Source organism: Sphingobacterium sp. BN32 (genome assembly GCF_030503615.1).
Taxonomy (GTDB): domain Bacteria; phylum Bacteroidota; class Bacteroidia; order Sphingobacteriales; family Sphingobacteriaceae; genus Sphingobacterium.
In genome coordinates this window covers 2100245-2123929 of record NZ_CP129963.1, presented here as the reverse complement: position 1 = coordinate 2123929, position 23685 = coordinate 2100245, and the positions used below count along the sequence as shown (strand labels likewise).

Here is a 23685-nt window from a genome sequence, read left to right as displayed (position 1 = left end):
TTTACAATTCTATTGAATAATCGGTCTCGGAAAGTAGAGAGAAACTAAAAGGATAACTCTCTTTATCTTCTGGTATGAGGATTTCTTTTGGGATATCATCATAATTAAAATAGATATTACAATTCGGCTGTGAAGCAATAATTCGAGCTATTGATTCCTTATCCGGTAAACCATGTTTACTTCCATCAGTTAATACAACAAATTTGCTGCTTTCTATTAAGGATAAAAGCTTGGGACTAGTATTTCCTTTACTTGCATGATGAGATACTTTCACTAAATCAATTTTCAGTTTTTTTTCTTCGGTAGCCAGCCCTAATTTTTCTAAAGAATCAGAAACCACAGTGGGGTGGGCATCACCAAGTAGAAGAATAGAATTGCTTCCCTCTTCCATTAGAATTGCTATTGAGCTACCATTGGGAACAGCTCTATCTTCTTTAAACTTGCGTTTAATCAATTCAGAAATTGAAACATTAAAATCATCATGTTCTTCTGACATGGTAACTTTTTTATCTATTTCTGTTTCCCAATGGTCATGAAGTTTTTCAAGCGTTTTCTCGTTAGGAGATAAAATAGTTATTGATAATCCTAAGAAACTTATTTTATTTTCAGATACCTGAATGAGGTTTTGAATCCAATTCCCCTTTTCTTCTTTCAAAGCTTTTTCTAAAGTTACTCCTTGACCAACACTCATATTTGTTTGATCAGTTTTAATAATCTCTACCGCTCTTATAGATTCTCTTGCTGAATTAAAATAGTCAGACAATAGATCTCCTGAGTTAAACCACACTTCTTTAATGAAATCTTTATTGAGAGCAGCATCTTGATATAGTTCTTTTATTCCTCCTATATGATCATCATCAATATGAGTTACAATTAGTAAATCTATGTTCTCTTCTTGCTGAATAAGTTTTTCAAGTTCTGGTTTTAAATGACGAAGATAAGTTCTTGGAACACCCCCGTCTACTAGGATATTTCTTTTTCTATTTTCATATTCAAATGAAACTAAGATACAATCACCGTTAAAAGCGGGTAAAAATTTTATTTTCATAATAGATAGGTTTATTTATGACTATTAACCACAAATATATATTAATTAAAGCATACAGAATTATGAAATTCTTGAGTTTAAGATGATTTTTCGTAGTCAATATTAACTAGGTATTTTTGTTTCCAAACAAAAATTTGTAAAATGCAAAATTTTTGATATTAATTTAGTAAGTAAAAGAATCTAGTATGTGCATAATACAATTTTGGAATAAGCTAATCTTTTAACATAATACCACAAAAAATAAGTTCTAATTCATCTTATCAGAACTTTAAAAATGTTTCAAAAAAATAAGTCTTAAACTTTGTAAAACATTTGAACTAAATCAAATATTTTAGATTATTGGATAAATTGTGGTTGTGAGATATATAACCGCTATTAATAGTTGTATCAATTATAACTAGATTCCTCCAGCGAGTATACTGGAATGTAATTATTACAACTTAACAACTATCGAAATCTGCCTATTATTGTCCGAAATACGTCCGAAAACAGAAACAGCCACTGATTATCAGTGGCTTTTGTCGGGGTGGCAGGATTCGAACTTTTAATACACCTTTCGCGAGTTACAGCAAATTACGATTAATGAATATTATTAAATAAACTCTTCAACATAATTTTGAATTGTATTAATATAACAACACCCAAAACTGGGTGTAGTTTTGGGTGTTAATCTTGTAAATTATTGAATTTCAAGTTGTTTTGTGGAGCCGGAGGGATTCGAACCCTCGTCCAAACATAGTATGATCTACGCTTTCTACATGCTTAGCTTCTCTTTAATTGTCGGGAGAGGGAAGGTGAGTCGCTTACCTATACCGTTCTCCGTAGTTGCTGTTTCTCGTCTTTGCTTAGCAACATCACAAAGACCAGTTCTATTGTTCGATGCCCCAGGTGTTAGACCAAAGAACAGGATCTAACGGGACAAATAGCTATGTTAAGTCTAACTTAAGCAGCTAAGGCGTAGTTTTCTTCGCCAGTTATAAAGTTGAAAGTTCAGATTTAAGTGCTAGACTAACAATGCACTGCATGCTTACATAACCATCGCTATCCTGTCAATTCCGGTCGACCCCAGTTATGTATAGGCTACAAATGTAATCATTCTATTTGACCTCTGAAACAAGAAAAAGTTTAATTGTGCGCGTTATTGCAAACATTTTTGGTATATTAAGGTTTTTAAAGTGGTAGAAACCAAAAAGATAAGCGACATGTAAACTTTTGGAAAATTTAGACGCATTTAAACTATTTAAACGTCAGACTACCCTAGAAAAACATCACGGAATAACACCATTAAATCACAGAAACGCAAATCATTAAAGAATATGGCAGAACCAACAAATGCTAATAATCCATCAACCCCAGCTGTTGATGATAAAAAGGAAACAACTACTGCAGCAAAACCCGCTGCTAAATCGGTAGCAAAACCTGCAAACGCTGCTAAGAAACCTGCGGCAACAAAAGCTAGCACTGCGGCTACGAAACCTGCAGCAAATAAAACAACGGCTGCAAAGCCTGCAACTACGGCAAGCGCGGCAAAACCTGCCACATCCAACGCGAAAACAGCAAGCTCAACAGCTGCTAAGCCCGCGGCTAAGACAACGACGGCTGCGACAAAGCCAGTAGCGAAGGCAGCTCCGGCGACAAAACCAGCAACTTCAGCTGCAAAACCTGCAACAGTGAAAGCAACGGCGGCATCATCAAAAGCGCCGGCTACTAAAACTACAGCAAGCACAACAGCTACGAAGCCAAAGGCAGCGCCTGCGAAGCCATTAGCGTCAGGAAACCAATCCACCAAGACTACGGCAGCAGCAAAAGCAAATGCTTCGTCTACAACAGCTAACAAAGCGGCAGCACCAAAAACGGATGGTGATGGCCTAGGTGCTAAGACACCCGCTCCAAAAGCAGCATCGGCAAAACCTGAAACTCCTGATAATAAGCTTGAAACGAAAACCGTAGAAAAAGCGCCAGCAGCGCAGGAAGCCAAGTTGGAGAAAGAAGCTTCATATAAAGAGGAAGTTCCGGTAAAAGAAGTTAAAGTTAAAAAAGGCGAGAAGAAAAAAGCGAAAGATCCTAAAGCTGTAAAAGACGATAAAAAGGCGAACGATAAAAAAGCTGAGAAGGTAAAAAAAGACAGCAAGGACAAGAAAAAAGCAAAAGTTTCGGCAAAGAAAGTGAAAAAAGTAAAAGAGGAGAAGCCGAAAAAACAAGATAAAAAACAAGCTAAGTCTTTCGGAAAGCTAAAGAAAGCGATTTCTGAAATCTACAGCAAGATTGTTGGAGATGATAAGAAAAAAGCTAAGAAGAAAAAGAAATAAGAAACCTGCATTTCTTTATATAAAAAAGGAGTCACAGTTCGCTGTGACTCCTTTTTCTTTAGGCTTTCTTCCGAATGCTTACCGCATTTTTATGCGCTTGTAAACCTTCTAATTCTGCCAATATTTCGACCGTCGAACCAATCTGTTCTAAGCCCTGCTCGGTAATATGCTGAAAAGTTATCTTCTTTACAAACGAGTCTACAGACACACCAGAATAGGAGCGTGCATATCCCGATGTCGGTAAGGTATGATTCGTTCCGGAGGCATAGTCACCTGCACTTTCCGGCGTCAGATGTCCTAAGAATACAGACCCCGCATTTTGAACCTTGTTAACCAAAGATTTCCACTGATCCGATTCAATAATCAAATGCTCTGGAGCATACGCGTTCGAGAAGTTCATACAGCTGATCAAATCATCACATACGACGATATAGGAATTGTCCAGCGCCTTCGCCGCTAGTTCCTTCCTCGGAAGGATCGACAACTGCTTGCTAAGTTCCTCGTTCACCTGCTCTGCAATCGTTGTGGAGATCGTCGCCAACACCGCCTGACTATCAATACCGTGTTCCGCTTGCGCCAATAAATCAGCAGCGATATAAGCAGGATTAGCAGATTCGTCGGCAATAACCAACACTTCTGAAGGCCCCGCCGGCATATCAATCGCCACATCCGTAATCCCTTGAATTAGACTTTTTGCTTTCGTCACGAACTGGTTCCCAGGGCCAAAGATCTTATTCACCTTCGGGATGCTCTCCGTGCCAAAAGCCATAGCAGCAACCGCTTGCGCACCACCAACTAAATAAACGCGTTCTATACGTAAAAGCTTCAAGCAGTACGCAACAAAGCCGTTAATCTTGCCGTTATTTTGAGGCGGCGAACAAACCACAATTTCTTTACAGCCTGCAATGCGCGCTGGAATTCCCAACATCAATAATGTGCTCGGCAATACCGCGGAGCCACCAGGAATATAAAGTCCCACCTTCTCGATCGGACGTAATTCGCGCCAACAGCTTACGCCGGGCATCGTCTCCACTGTCCGCTCTCTTTTGGTTTGATAGGAGTGGAATTTATGGATATTCTGAAACGCTATTTCCAATGCCCGCATTTGGTCGCGGGAAATTCCCATCGCCAGTTCTTCAATATCGGAAGCGTCTAAATATAATTTTTCTAATTCAACCTTGTCAAACTGTGCAGCATAGGATTTCAGTGCTGCATCGCCATGTGTTCTTACCTCATTGATGATCGCAGACACCGTATCTTGGATAGCGTTATTCGGATCGGTATTTCGATTGGTAAGCTCCTGAATCTTTGCTTGATCAAGCTGATTATATGAATAAGTCTTTAGCATATTACATTATGATTTTTTCTATCGGCATCACCACTATACCCTGTGCGCCGGCAGCTTTCAATTTATTGATTTTCTCCCAAAAATCATCCTCCGAAATTACCGTGTGTACAGCAACCCAACCTTCTTCCGCCAAGGGAACAACCGTAGGACTCTTTACACCGTGCAATAGTTCGGTGATTTGCTCTAAATTTTTCTTCTCCACATTCAAAACCACATATTTGGTTTCTTTTGCGCGCAATACCGATTGAACACGTTGCAACAGCTCGCAAATGATAGGATTTTCTTCAATACCTTCTCTAGCGATCAGGATAGCCTCCGAAGAACGAACATCAGCAAATGGCTTCAAGCCGTTGCTTTTTAGCGTCCCGCCTGTAGAAACAATATCACAAATAGCATCGCTCAAGCCCAATCCGGGCGCAATCTCTACCGAGCCGGATATCTCTTGGATATCTGCTTTGATTTTGAAATCGTTAAGAAATTGTTGAAGGATGTTGGGGTAGGAGGTTGCGATTGATTTGCCATTTAGGTCTTCCAGACGTTCTATCGGGGAGTCTTTCGCGATCGCTAATTTTAAAGTACACTTCCCGAAGCCCAAACGTTGAAGATATTGAACCTTGGAGAGCGTTTCGTCGATCACATTTTCGCCAACAATACCTAAATCGGCAATACCCTGTTCTACATATCCAGGGATATCATCGTCGCGAAGGAATAAGATTTCAAGGTTAAAGTTAGATACCGTAGTGATAAGGGAGCTTTTATAGTTTTCGAAATCGAGTCCACAGTTCTTTAATAGTTGTACAGATTTCTCATTTAATCTACCCGATTTCTGGATAGCAATTTTCAGATTTTTCAAAATGTCGGTTTTTGTAAGTAAAGAATTAATAATAAAATACGATCCGGGGGGAATGTTGCCTCGCGTAGAGCCAATACTAATATCTATCGCCACAATGGCGATGATGAATACTGTAATGGTATGTGCAAGTGATCTTCATATTATTAATGCAACAAATGTAATGTATCAAGCTTTTGTATGCAAACTTTTTTAAGTTTTTTTATGAAAATTGATTTTTTGGTATAGACATTAGATGTTAGATATAAGATTTTAGACTTTTTGAAGAAAAAAGGAAAGTTTGTCTTGAACGAGGAAAGGAAGGATAAAAGGATTTGCAGGATATTATGCCATAGGTCTTTATACTAAGTACTACCTACTAAATACTTTTTCTGAACCAGGAAAGGAAGGATTTAAGGATTTGCAGGATATTACGCCATAGGTCTTTATACTAAGTACTAACTACTAAATACTTTTTCAAAACAAGCGCCAAATATCTTACTCCCGCCCTAGGTCTAAATACTAACTACTAAATACTAACTACTAGTATATCCCCTTACTCTCCCAATTCAAACCCAATTCAAACCCAATTCAAACCCCTATCATAACCCTTTCGGAGCGGGTATGATAGGGGTCTGTAAGGGTTGTTAAAAAGCTTCGATTCCTTCTAGGTACCTCTTTGACTTCAACTTGATTTCAATTCGTACTTAGGCTTCCTAGAAATCAAATTTAATTCTGGCGCGGATACCCCATTCTGGAGCGTCAGGGTTATCCAAATAGTTCAAGCGTTTTACTAAATCGACGCGTAATATTTTAAAGATGTTCGATACACCGGCACTGGCTTCCATATAAGGCTCGCTGCCAAACGTAAAGCTCGATTGCTCGCCTTTACCGTTTGTTTGCCATGCAAAAACCTCATTGTTCAGCGAAGGATTGTTGCTGTCTCTTAAGCCACCATATACACCCTTGAAGCTAAACACTTCGCGAAGTTTCAATTTCTTTAATAATGGAATTTTATTGAAAATAAAACCATTCATATAATACTGTACATTGATGCTCGCATGCTGATCGGATACGAACTCCATGAAGTTCATTAAGTTGTATGACTGCAACTGGTAGGCATACGTTTGGTTGGCACGATGGATATTTAAGAATGGATAGGGAATATTGCTCCCGAAAGTATAAGATCCATCTAAATTAACATCAGCATAACCAAATTGCGATAAATAAAACCTTTTGAAAATATCCGCAGAAAGAGTATGATAGTTATAGTCACCGCCAAATAATCCCTTTACCCCAGCAGTATAATTCAACTGGAAGATCGGATATTTGTTAAATAACGGTGTACGGTATAATTTTCCCTGATAGTACTCTTCCTTAGGTGCATAACGCAGCCCTATATTAAATTCTGTAGATTGAAGGTAGGGTAGATTTTCGAAGCTACCGTCTGCCTGTGGTAAATGATAGGATAGAACTCCAGCAGGTGTTTGTTTCCATCGCCCTAAGCCTGCGGTCACGGAAAAGTTGTTGCTGAATTCTACTTTATAGTCCACGCGATATTCCTCATTGTACAAATAGCTTTGGTTCTCGCCTCGTTTGAAGGATAACAAAACATTGTCTTCCTGAATAAATTCTAGCTTTTGGCCAGGGATTTTTGTATCATAGGATGCAGAAACACGGATATAGTGCTGCGGGAAATTATAAATCGATTTATTATTTAATGAGTAGGTTCCGGCTAAGAAATATTTCCATTTCTGGTCGTCAAAGCCATAAGCTGTATATCCTTCAAGATAGAACCGTTTGCTCAGCCGGTCTGTCGTCCGACCACCCACGCGCAATCGAAAACCCTCTACAGGATTGTAAGAATAAAAGGTATTGACAGGACCAATCTCTACAGGGCCAGCTTGTTTGTACCCCGACAACAATAGAGCACTAATGTCCATAAACGTTCGGAACGATGGCATTTGTTGCAAACTATCGATGTTATGGTAAATCAAGCTCTCCGATTTGCTCAATGGCTCTGGTCTTAGCGTAGCCCAATAGCTCTCGGGTTGGGCCTCAATTTCAGCCTCTTTCTTTACAAGGTAGATGTCGGGCACCTGGTAGGTGCTGTCAGGACGCTGTACGCCTTGTTTATAATCATTGATCAAGACAACGCGCTTTCCTTTTATTCCCTTTCCTTTGCCCGTAATCGAAAAATCTATACCCAGACTAGATTTGCTTAGGTAAAATTTATTGTTATGATCCTTGTTGAATGCTAGCTCGATGTCAAGATCGCGCACAAAGTTTAAATTGATGTCGTCGGCAACCGTCATAGCAGCGCGTTGTACGGCATAGTTTCCATCCAAAGTAATGTAGAGCTTACCCGTAAATAGCATGTCGCTTTTATTGCGAGGAAAGAAGCTCAGTTCCACTAAATTCGGCTGCGCTGTTTTGATCGTATCGGTAATATAGAAGCGATAAAAGGTAGGTGCAGTATTTGCGATCGGACTCAAAAACTGATTCGTCAAGATCTCAATATTGTTATCGTAGATTTCGACTTCATCATATAAGCGATTGAAATACTTGCTCAAACCATCGTTGTCTACAAATTTTGGATCAAACTGTGCCTTCTTCTCGGCCATTACGTATTGCTTTTTCGCATTGGGGTCTTTCCGGTAATATACCTTCGAGAATTTCTCCTCCATATATGCTGGCAAAACATAGTTGCCATTTACGTTAGCCGTATCATCCTCCTGAAATAGGAATTGATACTTCTTGAAGACCTTCTTGTTTTTGAATTTTGAGTCCAAATTACTCAGACCCAAACTTATCTTCTCGTACTGGTTGAATTCAGCAAAAGACTGACCAGTCAATCTGTTTTGATCACGATGCTCTACAACTTTGCGGATCAATTCAACCGCAGGATTGTTTTTGTTCGAATATTTTCCTCTTCTAGGGCGCTTAATCACGACCTCTTCGATTTTATTAGCAGGGAATAAGAATATCTTAGCATTGCCGGCATTATCCGTCGTTACCACAAATTCTTCCGTATCGAATCCTACGGAACTAATGCGTAATTTATTTAAGTTGCTCGGAAGGGTAAGCGTAAAAGTACCGTTAGCAGTAGATGATGCGCCCGACTCTTTGCTGGTTCCGATAATGCTAATCGATGCATAGGGAATTGCTTCGTATGTCTCCGCGTTCATCACTCTGCCTTTTACAGTGATGGTCTGCTGTCCCCATGCAGCCGAAATTCCAAAGAGTGTAAACAGGACGAATAGGAGGCCGTGTATATGTGATTTCATAATGCTTACTTTTTGACTTTTGTATCCTTTTGTTCAAAAAGTTATGCAAATAACAGCTTTATTCTTTAGATAAAAAAGAGGCATTTCTTCGATTTGACGATTTTATGATAATTCCGGTCAAAAATTCCATGTTATGACACACAAATTGCCTTGTCAGTTAACCACTACACGTATTTTATCCGTTTGAGTAAACCTATTTTGTCTGATTTAAAAAATATTCAAATGCTAAAGGTTAATTCTTTCTTTAGCTAAAAATGTGAGACAATTTTTTTAAGTTATAATAACTTGAAATACAGTGTTTTAAAATTGTGTATTTCATACAATATGCTAAATTTTCTTTTTTAGTTGCTAAAAATATATCTAGCTTTGTCGCAAAATAAAGCCTATATAATGACAAACGTAATCAGTATTCAATTAGAGGCTCTTGGCATTCGACCAGAAGAGCCAATCTATGTCCAGTTACCGGTTCCCGAATTAGTGGAACACGCTGTAAAACAAAATCAAGGAACTCTTACGGATAGTGGTGCATTAAGTTTCGCCACCGGAAAATTTACGGGGCGCTCACCAGAGTCCCGTTTTATCGTTAAAGACGAGTTTACTTTCGACCAAGTTAATTGGGGAAAAGTAAATAAAGGGATGACTGTGGAGCTTTTCGATCAGCTTCATGATCGCGTTAGCCGCTATTTGTCCAAAATTCCGTTGTATATCCGCTCGGTACAAGCTTGTAACCATCAGGTTTATGCACAACAGGTTCTTGTGGTTTGTGAACGTCCTGTTCAAAGCCATTTTGTTGACAATATGTTTATCGAAACAGATATTCAGAAGCAAGAACGCATAGATTGGTCGGTTTTAGTGGCTTCAGATTTACAATTGGAGGATTATGAAGAGCTTGGCTTGCCAACATCACACTGCGTTGCAGTGGATTTAACACGCCAGCTAATCCTGATTATCGGTACGGCCTATACAGGCGAGATTAAAAAAGGAGTGTTCAGTGCTTTAAATTACTTATTGCCGCTGAAACACAATGTGCTTACTATGCACTGCTCTGCAAACGTTGGTAAGGACAATGACACCGCTCTATTCTTTGGCTTGTCAGGTACAGGAAAAACAACGCTTTCTTCAGATGAAGGACGCTATTTAATCGGCGATGATGAGCATGGCTGGGCGGATAACGAAATCTTCAACTTCGAAGGTGGCTGTTATGCAAAAGGTATTGGCTTGACGCATCAGCATGAGCCACAAATCTTCAACGCGATCAAGTTTGGCGCATTGATTGAAAATGCGAAGTTCAAACCGGGTACTCGCGAGATTGATTATAACGATATCAGCATCACCGAGAATTTACGCGTTTCTTATCCTTTGGAATTTATCGAGAATACGAGCGACAAGAGCTGCTGCAACGCACCAAAGCATATTTTCTTCTTAAGTGCTGACGCATTTGGCGTTTTGCCTCCAATTTCAAAGTTGACGCCAGAGCAGGCGATGTTCTACTTCATCAACGGATATACTGCGAAAGTGGCAGGTACCGAGATGGGCGTAAAGACGCCGACGGCGACTTTCTCAGCATGTTTTGGAGCAGCTTTTTTACCGCTACATCCGATGCGTTATGCAGAAATGTTGAAGCAACGATTAGAAAATCACCAAGATATTCAAGTTTGGTTGGTAAACACCGGTTGGGTAGCAGGGCCATATGGAGTTGGGCGTAGAATCCAATTGGCTTATACCCGTCAGTTAATCCGCAGCGCGATGGAAAATGTCATCGGCGAGGCTGGTTATGAGGTGCATCCAATCTTCGATCTTCAAATGCCTAGAGAATGTCCGGGCGTACCATCGGAGCTTTTAAATCCGAAACGTGTATGGGCAAATCAAGAAGGCTATGTCGAAATGGCTGAGAAGCTAAAGGGCATGTTTGAAGAAAACTATGTACAGTATGTCAAATTAGAGGAAGCTTAATCGAAAAAAGCGGATAGAATAATGAGTATACAAACATTAGAACAGTTTATTATTGAGCAGCAAGCTCAATTTCCAACCGCAAAAGGTGAATTTACCCGTTTGTTGCAGGCAATTTCCCTGGCGGCAAAGATTGTTCATCGCGAAGTGAATAAGGCTGGATTGGCCGATATTCTTGGGAAACAAGGCAATTGCAATGTGCAAGGCGAGGAGCAACAGAAGCTTGATGTTTTTGCTGACAACCATTTTATGGATGCACTTAAACGTGGTGGCGAATGTTGTTATCTTGCTTCAGAAGAGCATGAGGATGGTATCGACTTAACACAGACGAAGCGTTATCGTGTAGGGAAATACATGGTCTACTTCGACCCATTGGATGGTTCTTCCAACATTGACTCAAATGTCTCTGTAGGTACGATCTTCTCCATCTACAAGCGCAAAAGCGCTGAAGGAGAGATGCAGGCGCAAGACTTCGCCCAGACCGGCCGCGAGCAGGTTGCTGCTGGCTATGTCATTTATGGCTCGTCGACCGTATTGGTTTATACCACTGGAAAAGGAGTGGATGGCTTTACATTAGATCCGTCTATTGGTGAGTTCTGCCTGTCACATCCTGGTCTAACCATTCCTAAAGACGGACGTGTATACTCAGTAAACGAGAGTAATTACAATCAGTTCTCTTCCGCAATTAAGCATTACTTACAATATTGCAAGGAAATAGATCCAAAGACAAATAGACCGTTTTCATCGCGCTATATCGGTTCTTTGGTAGCCGATTTCCATCGCAACATGATACAGGGCGGGATATTCCTATATCCAAGCACCGTACAATATCCAAACGGAAAACTACGCTTAATGTACGAATGTAATCCTTTAGCCTTCATCGCCGAACAAGCAGGAGGAAAGGCTTCTACGGGCGTGTCGCCTATTATGGATATTGAGCCTAAAGAACTGCACCAAAGAACAGCACTGATCATCGGTAGCGAAAAGATGGTTGAAATGGTAGAAAGGTATATCCACCAATTTGCAGACGCGGAGCCCAGTTTGGTATAGTGTTTTTTAGTACTTAGTAGTTAGTAATTAGACCTATGTCGTCATTTCCAGTTTCTCAACTGGAAATGACGACATAGGTCTATTTTTTTTTGTGCTAATTAGAGAAATGGTTGAGAGTAGGGTAGCGGGCTGTTTTCTTGCTTTAGAAGGAGTGAGGGTAAAGTAGTAGTGTTTTCTTGAAGAGTAAGTGTTGTTGTGAACGATGAGTGTTATTGTGACAGATAAGTGTTGTTGTGAAGGATGAGTGTTGTCTTGAACCAGGAAAGGAAGGATGCAAGGATTAACAGGATCCTGAATATCCTTGTATCCTTCCTTTCTTGGTTCAAAGAAAAGTTTCCCATTCTTATTTGAAACTACAATCAAATGTCTAGCTCTAATATCGGATGTCTTATATCTAATCTTAAAAGAAGTATTTAAGGATAGACACACAGGTCTAATATCTAAAATCTATTTCCAGCCTTAGGTCTTAATACTAACTACTAAATACTAACTACTATAATTATATTTGGATATGAAAAACCTACTCACATTCCTTAGCTTGCTAGTCGTGCAGGGCGTCTATGCTCAGCAAAACATATCTTCTTTCTTTTCAGGAACATGGAAAGTTGAAGGGAAAGAATTGTATGAACATTGGGATAGGCTTTCCGATCATCATCTGAAAGGTTTCTCTTACAGATTTTCAGCGGGCCAGGGGAACTCAACAATTGAATATCTCGACGTAAAAGATGCGAATGGAAAGCTCGTCTTAGAGGCAACTGTCTTGGGACAGAATGAGGGAAAAGCCATTCAATTTGAGGGTAGTAGCGGTAAAGATTATTATGTTTTCTTAAACCCAGAGCATGACTTTCCTAAGAAGATTTTATACAAGAAAATTAGCGCGGATACGATGCATGTCGCAGTTGGAGCAGGAGAGAAGGAGCACAGTTTTAAGATGATTCGTCAAGTAAGTACTAGCAATCCGGTTTCAACTGCTGCTGTAGATACAACGTACGATGAAGCTTTAGCACAGAAATTAAAAGCTGATGAGCGAGGAATGAAGTCCTATTTCTTTGTGGTTTTGAAGACGGGGACTAATCAAACTAAAGATAAGAACCTAATCAATGAGAGCTTTTCAGGTCACATGGCGAATATTAATCGTCTTGTAAAAGAAGATAAATTAATTGTTGCCGGTCCATTTGGGAAAAACCAGGACAACTACCGTGGATTATTTATATTCCATAATGTTGCTAATGAGTCCGAATTAGAAATCATCTTGAATACAGATCCGGCTATTAAAAACAGTCTATTGGACTTTAGGATTTACCCTTGGTACGGTTCGGCAGCACTACCCATGTATTTGCCTTTTTCAAAGAAAATAAGTCGATAAGGTATTAGTAATTAGTATTTAGTAGTTAGTATTAAGACCTATATCGTCCTAATCAAACATCTAAGATAATATAGACATTAGATAAAGGTCCGTCTGCTCGCGCATCAAAGTCTAATATCTAATGTCTTATATCTAATCTCTACTACTAAATTCCCATTTCTTTCAAGATGAACTGTGCATTATCGATCTTGTCTGCGATCCATAATACATAGCGGATATCAACACCGATAGAGCGGCTATAGCTTTCGTTCCATGCGAAGTCGTTGATGGTGGCATCGTATGCGCGGTCGAAGTTAACTCCGATTAATTCGCCATGTGCATTCATGATTGGCGATCCGGAGTTTCCGCCGGTAGTATCCATATTGTAAAGGATATTGACAGGAACATCATTAATTTCCTTTTTGAAATAGTTGCCGAAGTTTTTGTCTAACCAGTTTTGTTTAATAGCTTGAGGATAAGCGAATTCAGGTGCTCCTGAGTTTCCTTTTTCAATTAATCCACGTACTGTAGTGAAAGGCTCCATGTAAGTTGCATCAACCGGGCTGTATCCTTTGATATTTCCGAAAGTTAAGCGAAGTGTAGAGTTCGCGTCCGGAATAAAGTTCTTCGATTGGAATTGCTCCTTAACAGCTACGTAGTCCGCCATCAGTTTATTCAGATTTCCTTCACGACGTTTTTGCTCATCGCGGAAAGGTGCAGTCTCTTTGTAAAGTTCATCTTGAAACTTTAACAAGTCGTCATTGTACGCCATTAGGGTGGAAGCATTTTTCAATACCGTGCTTACAAACTTATCCATGTCGTTCATTGCAGACTTGTCTAAAGCCGATTGAATATAGTTTGCAGCATCCTGTTGCGATTTAAAGTTTTTTGCTTGTACAGAAGCAATACGGTTTGCACCGTTTAATTGGTAGGCTTGCTCAAACATATGGCCACCAATCGTTTTATCGACTGCTAAGTTGTAGCCTTCGTATAACGGAGTTAACTGTTTCTTAAATTGATCAATGTTGACTTTGAACAATTCTTCGCGTTTTGCCGTTGAAAGCTCTTTTCCTAACGCCTCTTTAAATGAGTTCACTAAGCTAGACACTTGAAGTAAACGGATTCCCGAATAGATATTGTTATACCATAGTTCTTTTTCTGCATCAGCAAATACCACATCGTAGTGTTTGTCGATATCCGCCATCAGCGTACCGTATTTCTGTTTTAACTCGGGTTTGCTGTTGATGAAATCTAATAATGCTTTATCTTCCGCTTCTTTGGTATTGATCAGGTCGATGTTTCTTAGACCTTTCAATTTGCCGCGGTAGTTTTTCATCACGTTCGCATTGCGTTTAATACGTGTTGCCAGCGCAAGTTCAGTCGCTTTATCATCTTTACCAGCTAGAAGCATCTGTTGATTCTGGAAATCGTAGAGTTCTGAAGTATAAGGTAATAAGAACTTCTGTTGGTATTCAATATATTGGGCAGGACGATGACGGAACGTACGTCCTGGATAGCCTAGGATGAACACAAAGTCGTTTTCATTTACTCCCTTAGGATTTACTTTTAAGTGTTTCTTTGGCGTGTAAGGAACATTGTCTTTTGAGTACTTGGCAGATTTACCATCCGGAGCAACATAGGCTCTTAGGAATGAGAAATCGCCTGTATGTCTTGGCCATACCCAGTTATCCGTTTCGCCACCGAACTCACCGATGTCCTGACGTGGGATATAAACTAAGCGAACATCTTCAATAGTCTTGTATTTGAATAGCACATAGCTTTTCCCGATGAACATTTCAGAAACTTCAGCTTTGATCGTAGGATCAGCAGCTTCTGCAGCTTTCGCGAGTTCCACTCGCTTCTTATTGATTAAATCAATACGCTGAATAGGATCAGTAATATTAGCGACAGCATCAAGAACTTGTTTCGATACATCTTCGTAAGAGTCTGTAATACGAATAGTTAATCCTTTTGCTTCGATTTCTTGCTCGTGCGAATTTGCGACAAAGCCATTCTGTAGATAGTTGTGCTCTGGTGTAGATGCTAATTGAACGGCGGAGAATGCACAGTGATGGTTGGTAATGATCAATCCGGTTCTCGAGACGAAAGATCCCGTACAGCCACTAACCTGCACAAGAGCGTCTACTAAACCAATTTGTCCAGGATTGTAGATATCTTTTTCACTAATCTTAAGACCCGCTTTTTTCAATCCGGCACGGCTTAATTCACTTAGGGGGAACATTCCTTCATCAGGAATGGTTGCCGAGAAGTTGAATGTTCCAAGCGCTAGCGCCGAGAGCAAGACTCCCGTCTTTAACATATTCATCATAATCATTGTATTTGTTTCAGCCCAAAAATACAAAATGTTTTTGGGAGGGTTGAATCCTTTTAGGTATCTGCGAAAGTGTTTCTATATTTGCATATAATATGAGACAGCGCTTGCTAAAAAGACTAGAGTATATTAATCAATGGCGGATGAAGAAGATTTCCAATCGGAACTTCTTGGTAGTGTTAGCTTTTGTGGTGGGTATAGTCGGCGGATTAGCAGCCGCTTTGCTAAAAGGAATGACTCATTTTATCGCATCATCCCTTCAGGACGATGTGGAATGGCATTATAAATATTCGCTTTATCTTGTATTCCCATTAATAGGTATCTTTCTAAGTGTAGTCTTTGTGCGGAAGTTCTTACGAGGCAAGAAACTGGAGCACGGAATTACTCCGATTATCTATTCAATCTCGCGTAAATCAAGCCGTATTGATTTTCATAACATCTACTCGCAGATCGTCACGAGTGCTTTGACCGTCGGCTTTGGAGGATCGTCAGGATTGGAGGCACCGATTGCTTACTCCGGGTCGGCAATAGGATCCAATATAGGACGCTTTTTTGGCTTGAGTTACAAGGAGATTACGATGTTGCTGGCCTGTGGTGCTGCAGCAGGTATTTCCGGAGCATTCAACAGTCCGGTGGCTGGGATGATCTTCGCAATCGAGATTCTCCTTCCGGAATTCTCAATCCCGGCATTTATTCCTTTGTTGATCTCTGCAGCCTTAGCGTCGGTTATTTCTAAACTGTTATATAGTGAGCCATTATTCCATACGGCAACCACAGGGTGGGAAGTAGATGCACTGTTCTTCTATTTACTCTTGGCGGTGATCATCGGGATTTATACGGTTTATTTTTCTAAAATATCACAATGGGTAAAAGACTGGTTTGCCAGTATTAAGAACCCATACAATAAAGTATGGGTCAGCGGTGTATCATTAGGGATATTGATCTTTATCTTCCCGGCGCTCTATGGCGAGGGATATATCACCATACAGCAAATATTAGATGGGCGCTTTGATTCCATAGTCAAGAATAGCTTGTTTGCGGATTATAAAGATATGGCATGGGTGGTTATCTGTTATACCATCTTGACATTGTTTGCCAAGTCTATTGCTTCCTTGTTTACTATTAATGGTGGTGGTAATGGTGGGGTCTTTGGACCTAGTCTTGTGATGGGCGGATTAATAGGCTTCGCCTTCGCATTCGGAATGAATCAGCTTGGCGTTGTGCAATTGAACGTCCCTAACTTCGTAATGGCAGGTATGGCAGGCGCCCTCGCAGGTGTTATGCATGCTCCATTAACGGGTATTTTCCTTATTGCAGAAATTACCGGTGGATATACGCTCATGGTACCCCTAATGCTGGTCGCTTCTATATCCTACTTTATTAACAGAGCAGTGATGAAGCATTCGATTTATACGAAGGTATTAGCGGAATCGGGCGACTTACTATCTTATGAAGATAAAGATCGTACGGTACTCAGCATGATGAAATTGCGATATGTGCTAGAAACCAACTTTGTTGTATTGAAGCCGGAAGAAACACCTGTAGATCGGCAATCTGACATCATCCATTCTAAACGTAATATTTTTCCTATCGTTGATGACGGCGGAAAGCTCTTAGGTATTATTTATAGCGAGCGACTCTTCTCCATCCTTTTGGCGGAGCAGGAGGGTAAGGATAAGAACTTCGCTGTCTTAGCACAGAAACCACACGATATAATCTTGGAGAACGAGAATATGGAAGTGGTAATGACGAAGATGAATCGCGACGACGTCTGGATACTTCCCGTAGTCAATAAAGATGGTCAATATCTAGGCTTTGTATCCAAATCTTCCGTATTCAATAAATACCGCGGGCTGTTAGTTCGTCAAGGAATGTACTTGGAGTAATATAATAAACCTACAATCTTCACGCTAACTCAACAACGCAGATCTAATCTTATTCAAATCTTTGCTAAAAGATTCCTGTCAAATGATATGCATCGTCTTCTGCGCTGTACAAACTTGTGTTCAACCCACTTTCTGATCAAGGGAAAATACAATTTCAAAAAATAATCTTCTTTTTTCCAACGATTTAACGCTATCGTTTGTCTTGGATATTAGATGCATTGAAAACCAATGTTTTAACATAAGTAGCTTCCAAAATTCTCAATTTCTTAACTATAAAATAATATGTTAACAAATGTTAAACGGTACAATAATTGTTAAATAGTACGTTAATAAGAGGGAAGTGTAATAAAAATATTACGAAGGAAGAATTAAACATATACAATTACTGTGAAGAAACTAAATTTATCATTTTTAAAAGGAACGCTCGTATTGTTCAGTTCATTAAGTATCTTATCAAGCTGTTCAGAAAGCAAATCAAAAGAAAAAGAATCCAACAAAGCATTGGCATTACCAGTTTACACCGTAACGCGTGATAATGCCGTTACTGTGAAAGACTATTTAGGTACTATCGAAGGTAAAGTGAATGTCGATGTACGTCCGCAGGTGGAAGGGCTCTTACAAGAAATCTATGTCGACGAAGGTGCTTTTGTACAAAAAGGACAGAAGCTATTTAAAATAGACCCATCTTTCTACCAAGAGGATTTGAATAACTCGGTTGCTAGCCAACAGGTAGCCCGTGCGAAACTAAAGAATGCACAGTTGGAAGTAGATCGTTTAAAGCCATTGGTGGACAACGAGGTTATCTCAGAAGTTCGTTTATCATCGGCACAGGCGGATTACCAAGTAGCTAAAGCAACTTTAGATCAAGCAAACGCAGAAGTTCGCTCGGCACAATTGTCGAAAAACTTTACCATCGTTACAGCACCAGTAAGCGGATACATCGGGCGTATTCCGAAACGTATCGGTAACTTAGTATCTAAAGGCGATAAAGAGCCTTTAACCTACCTATCCGATGTTCAAGAAGTCTACGTTTATTTTGCTATGAACGAATCCGATTTCCTATACTTCTCGAAGGCTCAAGCGAAAAAGGATAGCGTCGAAGGCCGCAAATATGATAAACTCAAAAAACTAACTTTCCCGGATGTTACGCTAGTTTTAGCCGACGGAGAGGACTATAAATACAAAGGTACCGTGGATGCGGTAAATGGGCAAGTCGACCGTATGACCGGTGCCATCTCATTGCGTGCATCTTTTGCGAACCCAGATAATATCTTGCGTTCAGGAAGTACAGGGACCTTGAAAATCTCAGAAGTCAAGGACCATGTCATTCAAATCCCACAGGTCGCAACCAGCGAACTGCAGGATAAAACCTTTGTTTTTGTTGTCGATAAAAACAATACAGCTCAGCGTCGCAACATTAAAATTGCCGGCAAGAGTAAAGCAAACTACATTGTATCTGAGGGATTACAGGAAGGAGATCGCGTAATCTTAAGTGGTTTTGATAAACTAACTGACGGATCTGCTATTATCCCAATTGATCAAAAGAAATAAGAATACTCAAGACTTATATAAGCTATTTCAACTGCTCGCCAGAGCGGTAGGATAGCATCGTCTATCTAAATATTTTATATGCTAAAGACATTCGTAAATCGACCCGTCCTTGCAACGGTTGTATCTATCATATTAGTTATCCTCGGATTAGTAGGGATGAAGTTGCTTCCGGTAACTCGTTTCCCCGAAATTGCACCGCCCTCGGTAGTGGTATCCCTAAGTTATCCGGGTGCAACGGCCGAAACGGTGGCCAAGAGTGTGCTCTTACCTATCGAAGAAGCCATCAACGGGGTAGAGAACATGACTTATATACGCTCTACAGCCTCGAACTCCGGTTCAGGTAATGTGACGGTGTATTTCAAAACGGGAACCAACCCCGATGTAGCCTCAGTAAACGTCCAAACGCGTATTTCAAAGGCAATCAGTTCTATTCCCGCCGAAGTAAATGAGGCCGGTATTACCACGATGCCTAGGCAGAGTGGGGTTATCATGACCATTAACCTATTCTCCGATCATCGGGATAGTATCTACGACGAGACCTTCTTGCAGGCCTATGCGCAGATTAATTTAATGCGACCCTTGCTACGTGTAGACGGCGTCGCTCAAGTGTCCCGCCTGGGGGCGCGTGACTATGCCATGCGCTTATGGTTGAACCCGGAGAAGCTTGCGCTCTATAACTTAGTGCCAAAAGATGTAACGGATGCCATTAAAGATCAAAACTTTGAGATCGCTCCAGGTAAGTTCGGTGAAACTTCGGAGGAGGCGTTCGAAACGGTAATTAAACATAAAGGACGATTTACACAACCCGAAGAATTCCAGAATGTCGTTATCAAAACCAATAAAGATGGTTCGGTACTCTATCTAAAAGACGTTGCCCGTGTGGAGTTTGGCGCGACCAACCTAAACTCGGACAATAAAGTCGATGGCCATCCGGGATTAACATTGAACTTAACACAGACTAGTGGATCCAATGCCCACGATATTGACGTGGAAGTACGGAAAGTTCTCGAAGAACAAGCAAAAACATTCCCTAAGGGTATCAATTACGAGATTACCTATTCGGTGCGCGACCAGATTGATGAGTCCATCTCTCAGGTGAAGCACACGCTATTCGAAGCATTTATCCTCGTATTTATTATAGTATTTATCTTCTTGCAAGATTTCCGTTCGACCTTAATTCCGGCGATCGCTATCCCGGTTTCCTTGGTCGGTACATTCTTCTTCTTGAGTCTTTTCGGGTTCTCATTGAATGTATTAACGATGTTTGCCTTGGTGCTCGCGATTGGTATTGTGGTCGATGATGCCATTGTCGTCGTCGAGGCCATCCACCAGAAGATGCACCATACCGGCTTAAAGGCGAAGGCAGCGACCTTATCCACGATGTCGGAAATCACATCAGCAATTCTATCCATTACGATGGTCATGGCGGCGGTATTCTTGCCCGTAGGTTTTATGGAAGGACCGGCAGGTATTTTCTATCGTCAGTTCGCCTACACCTTGGCAACCGCTATCTTAATCTCAGCATTGAACGCCCTGACCCTAAGTCCGGCCTTATGTGCTTTGCTTTTGAAGCCCGCGCAAGATGAGTTAGAGGAAGAGAAGGATAAAAACAAATTTGAAAAATATAAGGGCCGTTTCTTTAAGGCGTTCAATACAGCATTTGACAATTTCACGAACAAATACATTGTTGGTGTCCAGTACCTGATCAAAAAGAAGCATGTCGCTTGGGCAGGATTAGCTTTAATCACCGCGATTGGCGTATTTGCTATGTATAAGTCGCCAAAAGCCTTTATTCCTACAGAAGACGACGGTTTTATCACCTACAACTTGGCGATGCCTCCAGGGGCTTCATTAGCCCGTACAACGGAAGTGTTAAGAATGGCGGATAGCATTTTGAAGAAGCATGAAGACATCGCCGGGATGACCACCGTATCCGGATACAATGCATTAGATGCTAGTTCCAGTCCAGCCTTTGCTGCAGGATACATCAACTTGGTTCCTCATGCCGAGCGTAAGAAGATCAAAAATATTACAGCCTTTATGGATACCATCCGTCAGGATTTATCCCAATTGCACGAGGCCAAGTTTACTGTATTCCCACGCCCTACAGTACAAGGTTTCGGAGACTTTGCCGGAATCGAGATGGTATTGCAGGATCGATTAGGCGGAGATATACGTGACTTTAACGTTGTTGCCGACACCTTTATCAGCGAGCTGAATCAGCTACCTGAAGTAGGGAATGCTTATACCTCGTTCAAATCAAACTTCCCGCAATATGAAGTAAATATCGACGTGGTCAAAGCTAAAGCATTGGGTGTTAGTATCAACAGCCTGATGTCTACCATTCGTTCGTATTTCGCGAGGGTGCAAGCATCCGACTTCAGTCGCTTCGGTAGGCAATATCGCGTCTATGTACAGTCAGACTTTGATTTCCGTAAAGATCCCGAGTCCTTCAATTCAATTTTCGTACGTAACGATCAGGGCAAGATGGTGCCCATCAACACGATCCTGACGCTGGAGAAGATCGTAGGGCCGGAGACTATCACACGATACAACTTGTATAATGCCATCACCGTAAATGCAGAACCTGCTGAAGGCTACAGTACCGGGGATGCGATGGTAGCCATTGAAAAGTATGCGGAAGAAAAGCTACCTGGAAACTACGGTTACGAGTGGACAGGGATGAGTTTTGAGGAGAGCCAATCCGGCTCCCAGACCGTTCTCATCTTTGCCTTGAGTATTCTATTCGTTTATTTCCTATTGGCAGCGCAGTATGAGAGCTATATATTACCATGGGCGGTATTACTTTCCGTACCGGTTGGATTAATTGGCGTATATGGAACGATTGCGATCGTAGGATTACAAAATAATATTTATGTACAAGTTGGTTTGATCATGTTGATTGGTCTCTTGGCGAAGAATGCCATCCTTATTGTGGAGTTTGCCGTTCAAGAGCGGCAGAAAGGATTAAGCATTGTCGATGCGGCTATCAACGGTGCAAAATTGCGTCTACGCCCCATCTTAATGACCTCACTAGCCTTTGTGGCAGGTTTGGTTCCATTAATGTGGACGGTAGGACCATCAGCCATTGGTAACCATTCCATCAGTTTCAGTGCTGCAGGAGGGATGCTATTCGGAGTAACGTTCGGTATTTTTATTATACCGATGCTATTTGTTGTGTTCAAATCGCTGGACGAGCTAGTACGTAGTAAAATAAAAACAGAGGAAGAATAATGAAGAAGATATCAATAACAAAACTAAGCTTAGCTTGCTTATTTGCTGCTGTAGTCTTTATACAAAGCTGTAAAGTAGGACAGAAGTATAGCCAGCCTGAGCTCAATTTGCCCGAGAATTATCGCGGAGATACATTAGCCTATTTTGGCGATACAACCAGCATCAGCAAAACAACCTGGAAGCAGTTCTTCCATGATCCCACTTTGAAGGACCTGATCGACTCTGCCTTGAGCAATAACTTCGATATGAAAACTGCGCTATTGAATATCGAAATTGCCAACAAGGATCTGCGCCGAAACAAACTGGATTATTTACCACAGGTGGATATGACGATTGCAAGCGCGAACAAACAATGGCGCTCGAAAGAGTTCGGATCAGGTCCATCAACAAAATGGTATGAGCGACATGGAACGAAGGCTTCGGAGAATATGTTTACCTACTTATCGCAGTTCGGAACCGAGATCGGTTTCAATTGGGAAATCGATATCTGGGGAAAGATTGCGAATTCCAAAGATCAGTTGCTAGCGCAATACCTGAATACGCGCGAAGCGAAAAATGCAATCCAAACACAGATTGTAAGCGATGTGGCCAAAGGCTATTTCAATCTGCTGATGCTTGACGCAAAGATTGAAGTTGCCAAACGTAACGTGCAGTTGAACGACAGTACCCTGCAGATGATCAAGCTACAATATGAAGCAGGTGAAATCACCTCGCTTGCGATACAGCAGACCGAGTCGCAGCGCTTAATCGCAGCCTCTTTGGTGCCTGAATTGGAACGCGAGATCATACTCCAAGAAAATGCGCTACGTGTATTGACGGGGCAAATGCCCGATTCCATCAAACGCGGAACAAGCTTTGAACACCTGTTTGCAGAGAACAAAGATATTTCTCTCGGATCGCCTTTGGAGATTATTCGTAATCGACCGGACATCAGAACGGCAGAATATGATTTGATTGCAGCAAATGCCGCAGCCAACATTCAGCAAGCGATGCGCTATCCATCATTAACCTTAGGCGGTAACTTAGGGGTGAATGCGATGTTACCGAAAAATTGGTTTTCCATTCCGGGCGCATTGTTAGGAGGGATTACCGGCGAATTAACAACACCGATCTTTAAAAATAAAACTCTGAAGACTAACTGGGAAGTCGCAAAAATTGAACGCGAGAAATCAGAGCTTGCCTTACAGCAAACCGTTGTTGAAGCGGTATCTGAAGTTTCCGGTGCGGTAATTACCGTTGACAAACTACGCGAGCAGTTGGAATTTGCACGCCTTCGCGTTGAGAACTCCGCGAAAGCCGTTAGAAATGCCAACCTCCTGTTCCGCAGTGGTTATGCGACCTACTTAGAGGTTATCACGGCACAGGGAAATGCCCTGAACTCCGATCTAGCCCTCGTAGAACTTCGACAGGAACACCTGGAATCCTATGTTGATCTTTATCGCGCACTAGGCGGCGGATGGAGATAATTTTAATGTTAAAATCACGTTTTAACGATAAATAACCACAAAGAATCTTC

General features: G+C 41.1%; 13 protein-coding genes and 1 other RNA gene. 8 read left to right on the top strand and 6 right to left on the bottom strand.

Annotated features, from left to right (window positions below):
- Window position 1: 1 nt before the first annotated feature.
- Together QYC40_RS08910 and ssrA are read right to left on the bottom strand one after the other, a co-directional pair.
- Window positions 2–1048 (bottom strand): ComEC/Rec2 family competence protein, encoded by a 1047-nt coding sequence (locus QYC40_RS08910; RefSeq protein ID WP_301993626.1) that lies wholly within the window; start codon window positions 1046–1048, stop codon window positions 2–4.
- A 699-nt stretch (window positions 1049–1747) separates the two neighbouring features.
- Window positions 1748–2115, bottom strand: a transfer-messenger RNA (tmRNA) gene (gene ssrA / locus QYC40_RS08905).
- Between the two features lie 249 nt (window positions 2116–2364).
- Here ssrA and QYC40_RS08900 point away from each other — a divergent pair.
- Window positions 2365–3357, top strand: a complete 993-nt coding sequence (locus QYC40_RS08900) for a hypothetical protein (protein ID WP_301993625.1) — start codon at window positions 2365–2367, stop codon at window positions 3355–3357.
- Window positions 3358–3415: 58 nt separating this feature from the next.
- On the opposite strand, the gene hisD is transcribed toward QYC40_RS08900, so the two are convergent.
- From hisD to QYC40_RS08885, 3 genes are all read right to left on the bottom strand, one after another.
- The gene (gene hisD, locus QYC40_RS08895) at window positions 3416–4705 is read right to left on the bottom strand and encodes a histidinol dehydrogenase (RefSeq protein WP_301993623.1); all 1290 of its coding nucleotides are present in this window, start codon (window positions 4703–4705) and stop codon (window positions 3416–3418) included.
- 1 nt (window position 4706) lies between these two features.
- Window positions 4707–5558 carry an ATP phosphoribosyltransferase gene (gene hisG / locus QYC40_RS08890; protein ID WP_301993622.1) on the bottom strand — a complete coding sequence of 284 codons (852 nt, stop codon included), beginning with the start codon at window positions 5556–5558 and terminating at the stop codon, window positions 4707–4709.
- Between the two features lie 692 nt (window positions 5559–6250).
- Window positions 6251–8821 (bottom strand): DUF5686 and carboxypeptidase-like regulatory domain-containing protein, encoded by a 2571-nt coding sequence (locus QYC40_RS08885; protein ID WP_301993621.1) that lies wholly within the window; start codon window positions 8819–8821, stop codon window positions 6251–6253.
- Between the two features lie 390 nt (window positions 8822–9211).
- Between QYC40_RS08885 and pckA the strand changes: the two genes are divergently transcribed.
- The 3 genes from pckA (at window position 9212) to QYC40_RS08870 (ending at window position 13187) form a co-directional block, all read left to right on the top strand.
- Window positions 9212–10774: a phosphoenolpyruvate carboxykinase (ATP) gene (gene pckA, locus QYC40_RS08880; protein WP_301993620.1), complete on the top strand. Its 1563-nt coding sequence runs from the start codon at window positions 9212–9214 to the stop codon at window positions 10772–10774.
- An 18-nt stretch (window positions 10775–10792) separates the two neighbouring features.
- Window positions 10793–11821 carry a class 1 fructose-bisphosphatase gene (gene fbp / locus QYC40_RS08875; protein ID WP_301993700.1) on the top strand — a complete coding sequence of 343 codons (1029 nt, stop codon included), beginning with the start codon at window positions 10793–10795 and terminating at the stop codon, window positions 11819–11821.
- Between the two features lie 511 nt (window positions 11822–12332).
- A complete protein-coding gene (locus QYC40_RS08870) occupies window positions 12333–13187 on the top strand; it encodes a DUF6265 family protein (protein WP_301993619.1) in 855 nt (284 codons plus the stop codon).
- A gap of 145 nt (window positions 13188–13332) precedes the next feature.
- Here the strand turns inward: QYC40_RS08870 and QYC40_RS08865 are convergent, their stop codons facing one another.
- Window positions 13333–15492, bottom strand: a complete 2160-nt coding sequence (locus tag QYC40_RS08865; RefSeq protein ID WP_301993699.1) for a S46 family peptidase — start codon at window positions 15490–15492, stop codon at window positions 13333–13335.
- A 149-nt stretch (window positions 15493–15641) separates the two neighbouring features.
- Here QYC40_RS08865 and QYC40_RS08860 point away from each other — a divergent pair, with 149 nt between their 5' ends.
- From QYC40_RS08860 to QYC40_RS08845, 4 genes are all read left to right on the top strand, one after another.
- A complete protein-coding gene (locus QYC40_RS08860; protein WP_301993618.1) occupies window positions 15642–17384 on the top strand; it encodes a chloride channel protein in 1743 nt (580 codons plus the stop codon).
- Window positions 17385–17771: 387 nt separating this feature from the next.
- Window positions 17772–18935: an efflux RND transporter periplasmic adaptor subunit gene (locus QYC40_RS08855; protein WP_301993617.1), complete on the top strand. Its 1164-nt coding sequence runs from the start codon at window positions 17772–17774 to the stop codon at window positions 18933–18935.
- Window positions 18936–19013: 78 nt separating this feature from the next.
- Window positions 19014–22169: an efflux RND transporter permease subunit gene (locus QYC40_RS08850; RefSeq protein ID WP_301993616.1), complete on the top strand. Its 3156-nt coding sequence runs from the start codon at window positions 19014–19016 to the stop codon at window positions 22167–22169.
- The gene (locus QYC40_RS08845; protein WP_301993615.1) at window positions 22169–23635 is read left to right on the top strand and encodes an efflux transporter outer membrane subunit; all 1467 of its coding nucleotides are present in this window, start codon (window positions 22169–22171) and stop codon (window positions 23633–23635) included. Before QYC40_RS08850 ends, QYC40_RS08845 begins: the two co-directional genes overlap by 1 nt.
- Window positions 23636–23685 lie beyond the last annotated feature (50 nt).

Coding starts and splice junctions, on each gene's coding strand:
- QYC40_RS08860 (WP_301993618.1), top strand. CDS start 15,642: ATGAAGAAGATTTCCAATCGGAACTTCTTGGTAGTGTTAGCTTTTGTG.
- QYC40_RS08850 (WP_301993616.1), top strand. CDS start 19,014: ATGCTAAAGACATTCGTAAATCGACCCGTCCTTGCAACGGTTGTATCT.
- QYC40_RS08865 (WP_301993699.1), bottom strand. CDS start 15,492: ATGAATATGTTAAAGACGGGAGTCTTGCTCTCGGCGCTAGCGCTTGGA.
- pckA (WP_301993620.1), top strand. CDS start 9,212: ATGACAAACGTAATCAGTATTCAATTAGAGGCTCTTGGCATTCGACCA.
- QYC40_RS08870 (WP_301993619.1), top strand. CDS start 12,333: ATGAAAAACCTACTCACATTCCTTAGCTTGCTAGTCGTGCAGGGCGTC.
- QYC40_RS08845 (WP_301993615.1), top strand. CDS start 22,169: ATGAAGAAGATATCAATAACAAAACTAAGCTTAGCTTGCTTATTTGCT.
- hisD (WP_301993623.1), bottom strand. CDS start 4,705: ATGCTAAAGACTTATTCATATAATCAGCTTGATCAAGCAAAGATTCAG.
- QYC40_RS08910 (WP_301993626.1), bottom strand. CDS start 1,048: ATGAAAATAAAATTTTTACCCGCTTTTAACGGTGATTGTATCTTAGTT.
- QYC40_RS08900 (WP_301993625.1), top strand. CDS start 2,365: ATGGCAGAACCAACAAATGCTAATAATCCATCAACCCCAGCTGTTGAT.
- QYC40_RS08885 (WP_301993621.1), bottom strand. CDS start 8,821: ATGAAATCACATATACACGGCCTCCTATTCGTCCTGTTTACACTCTTT.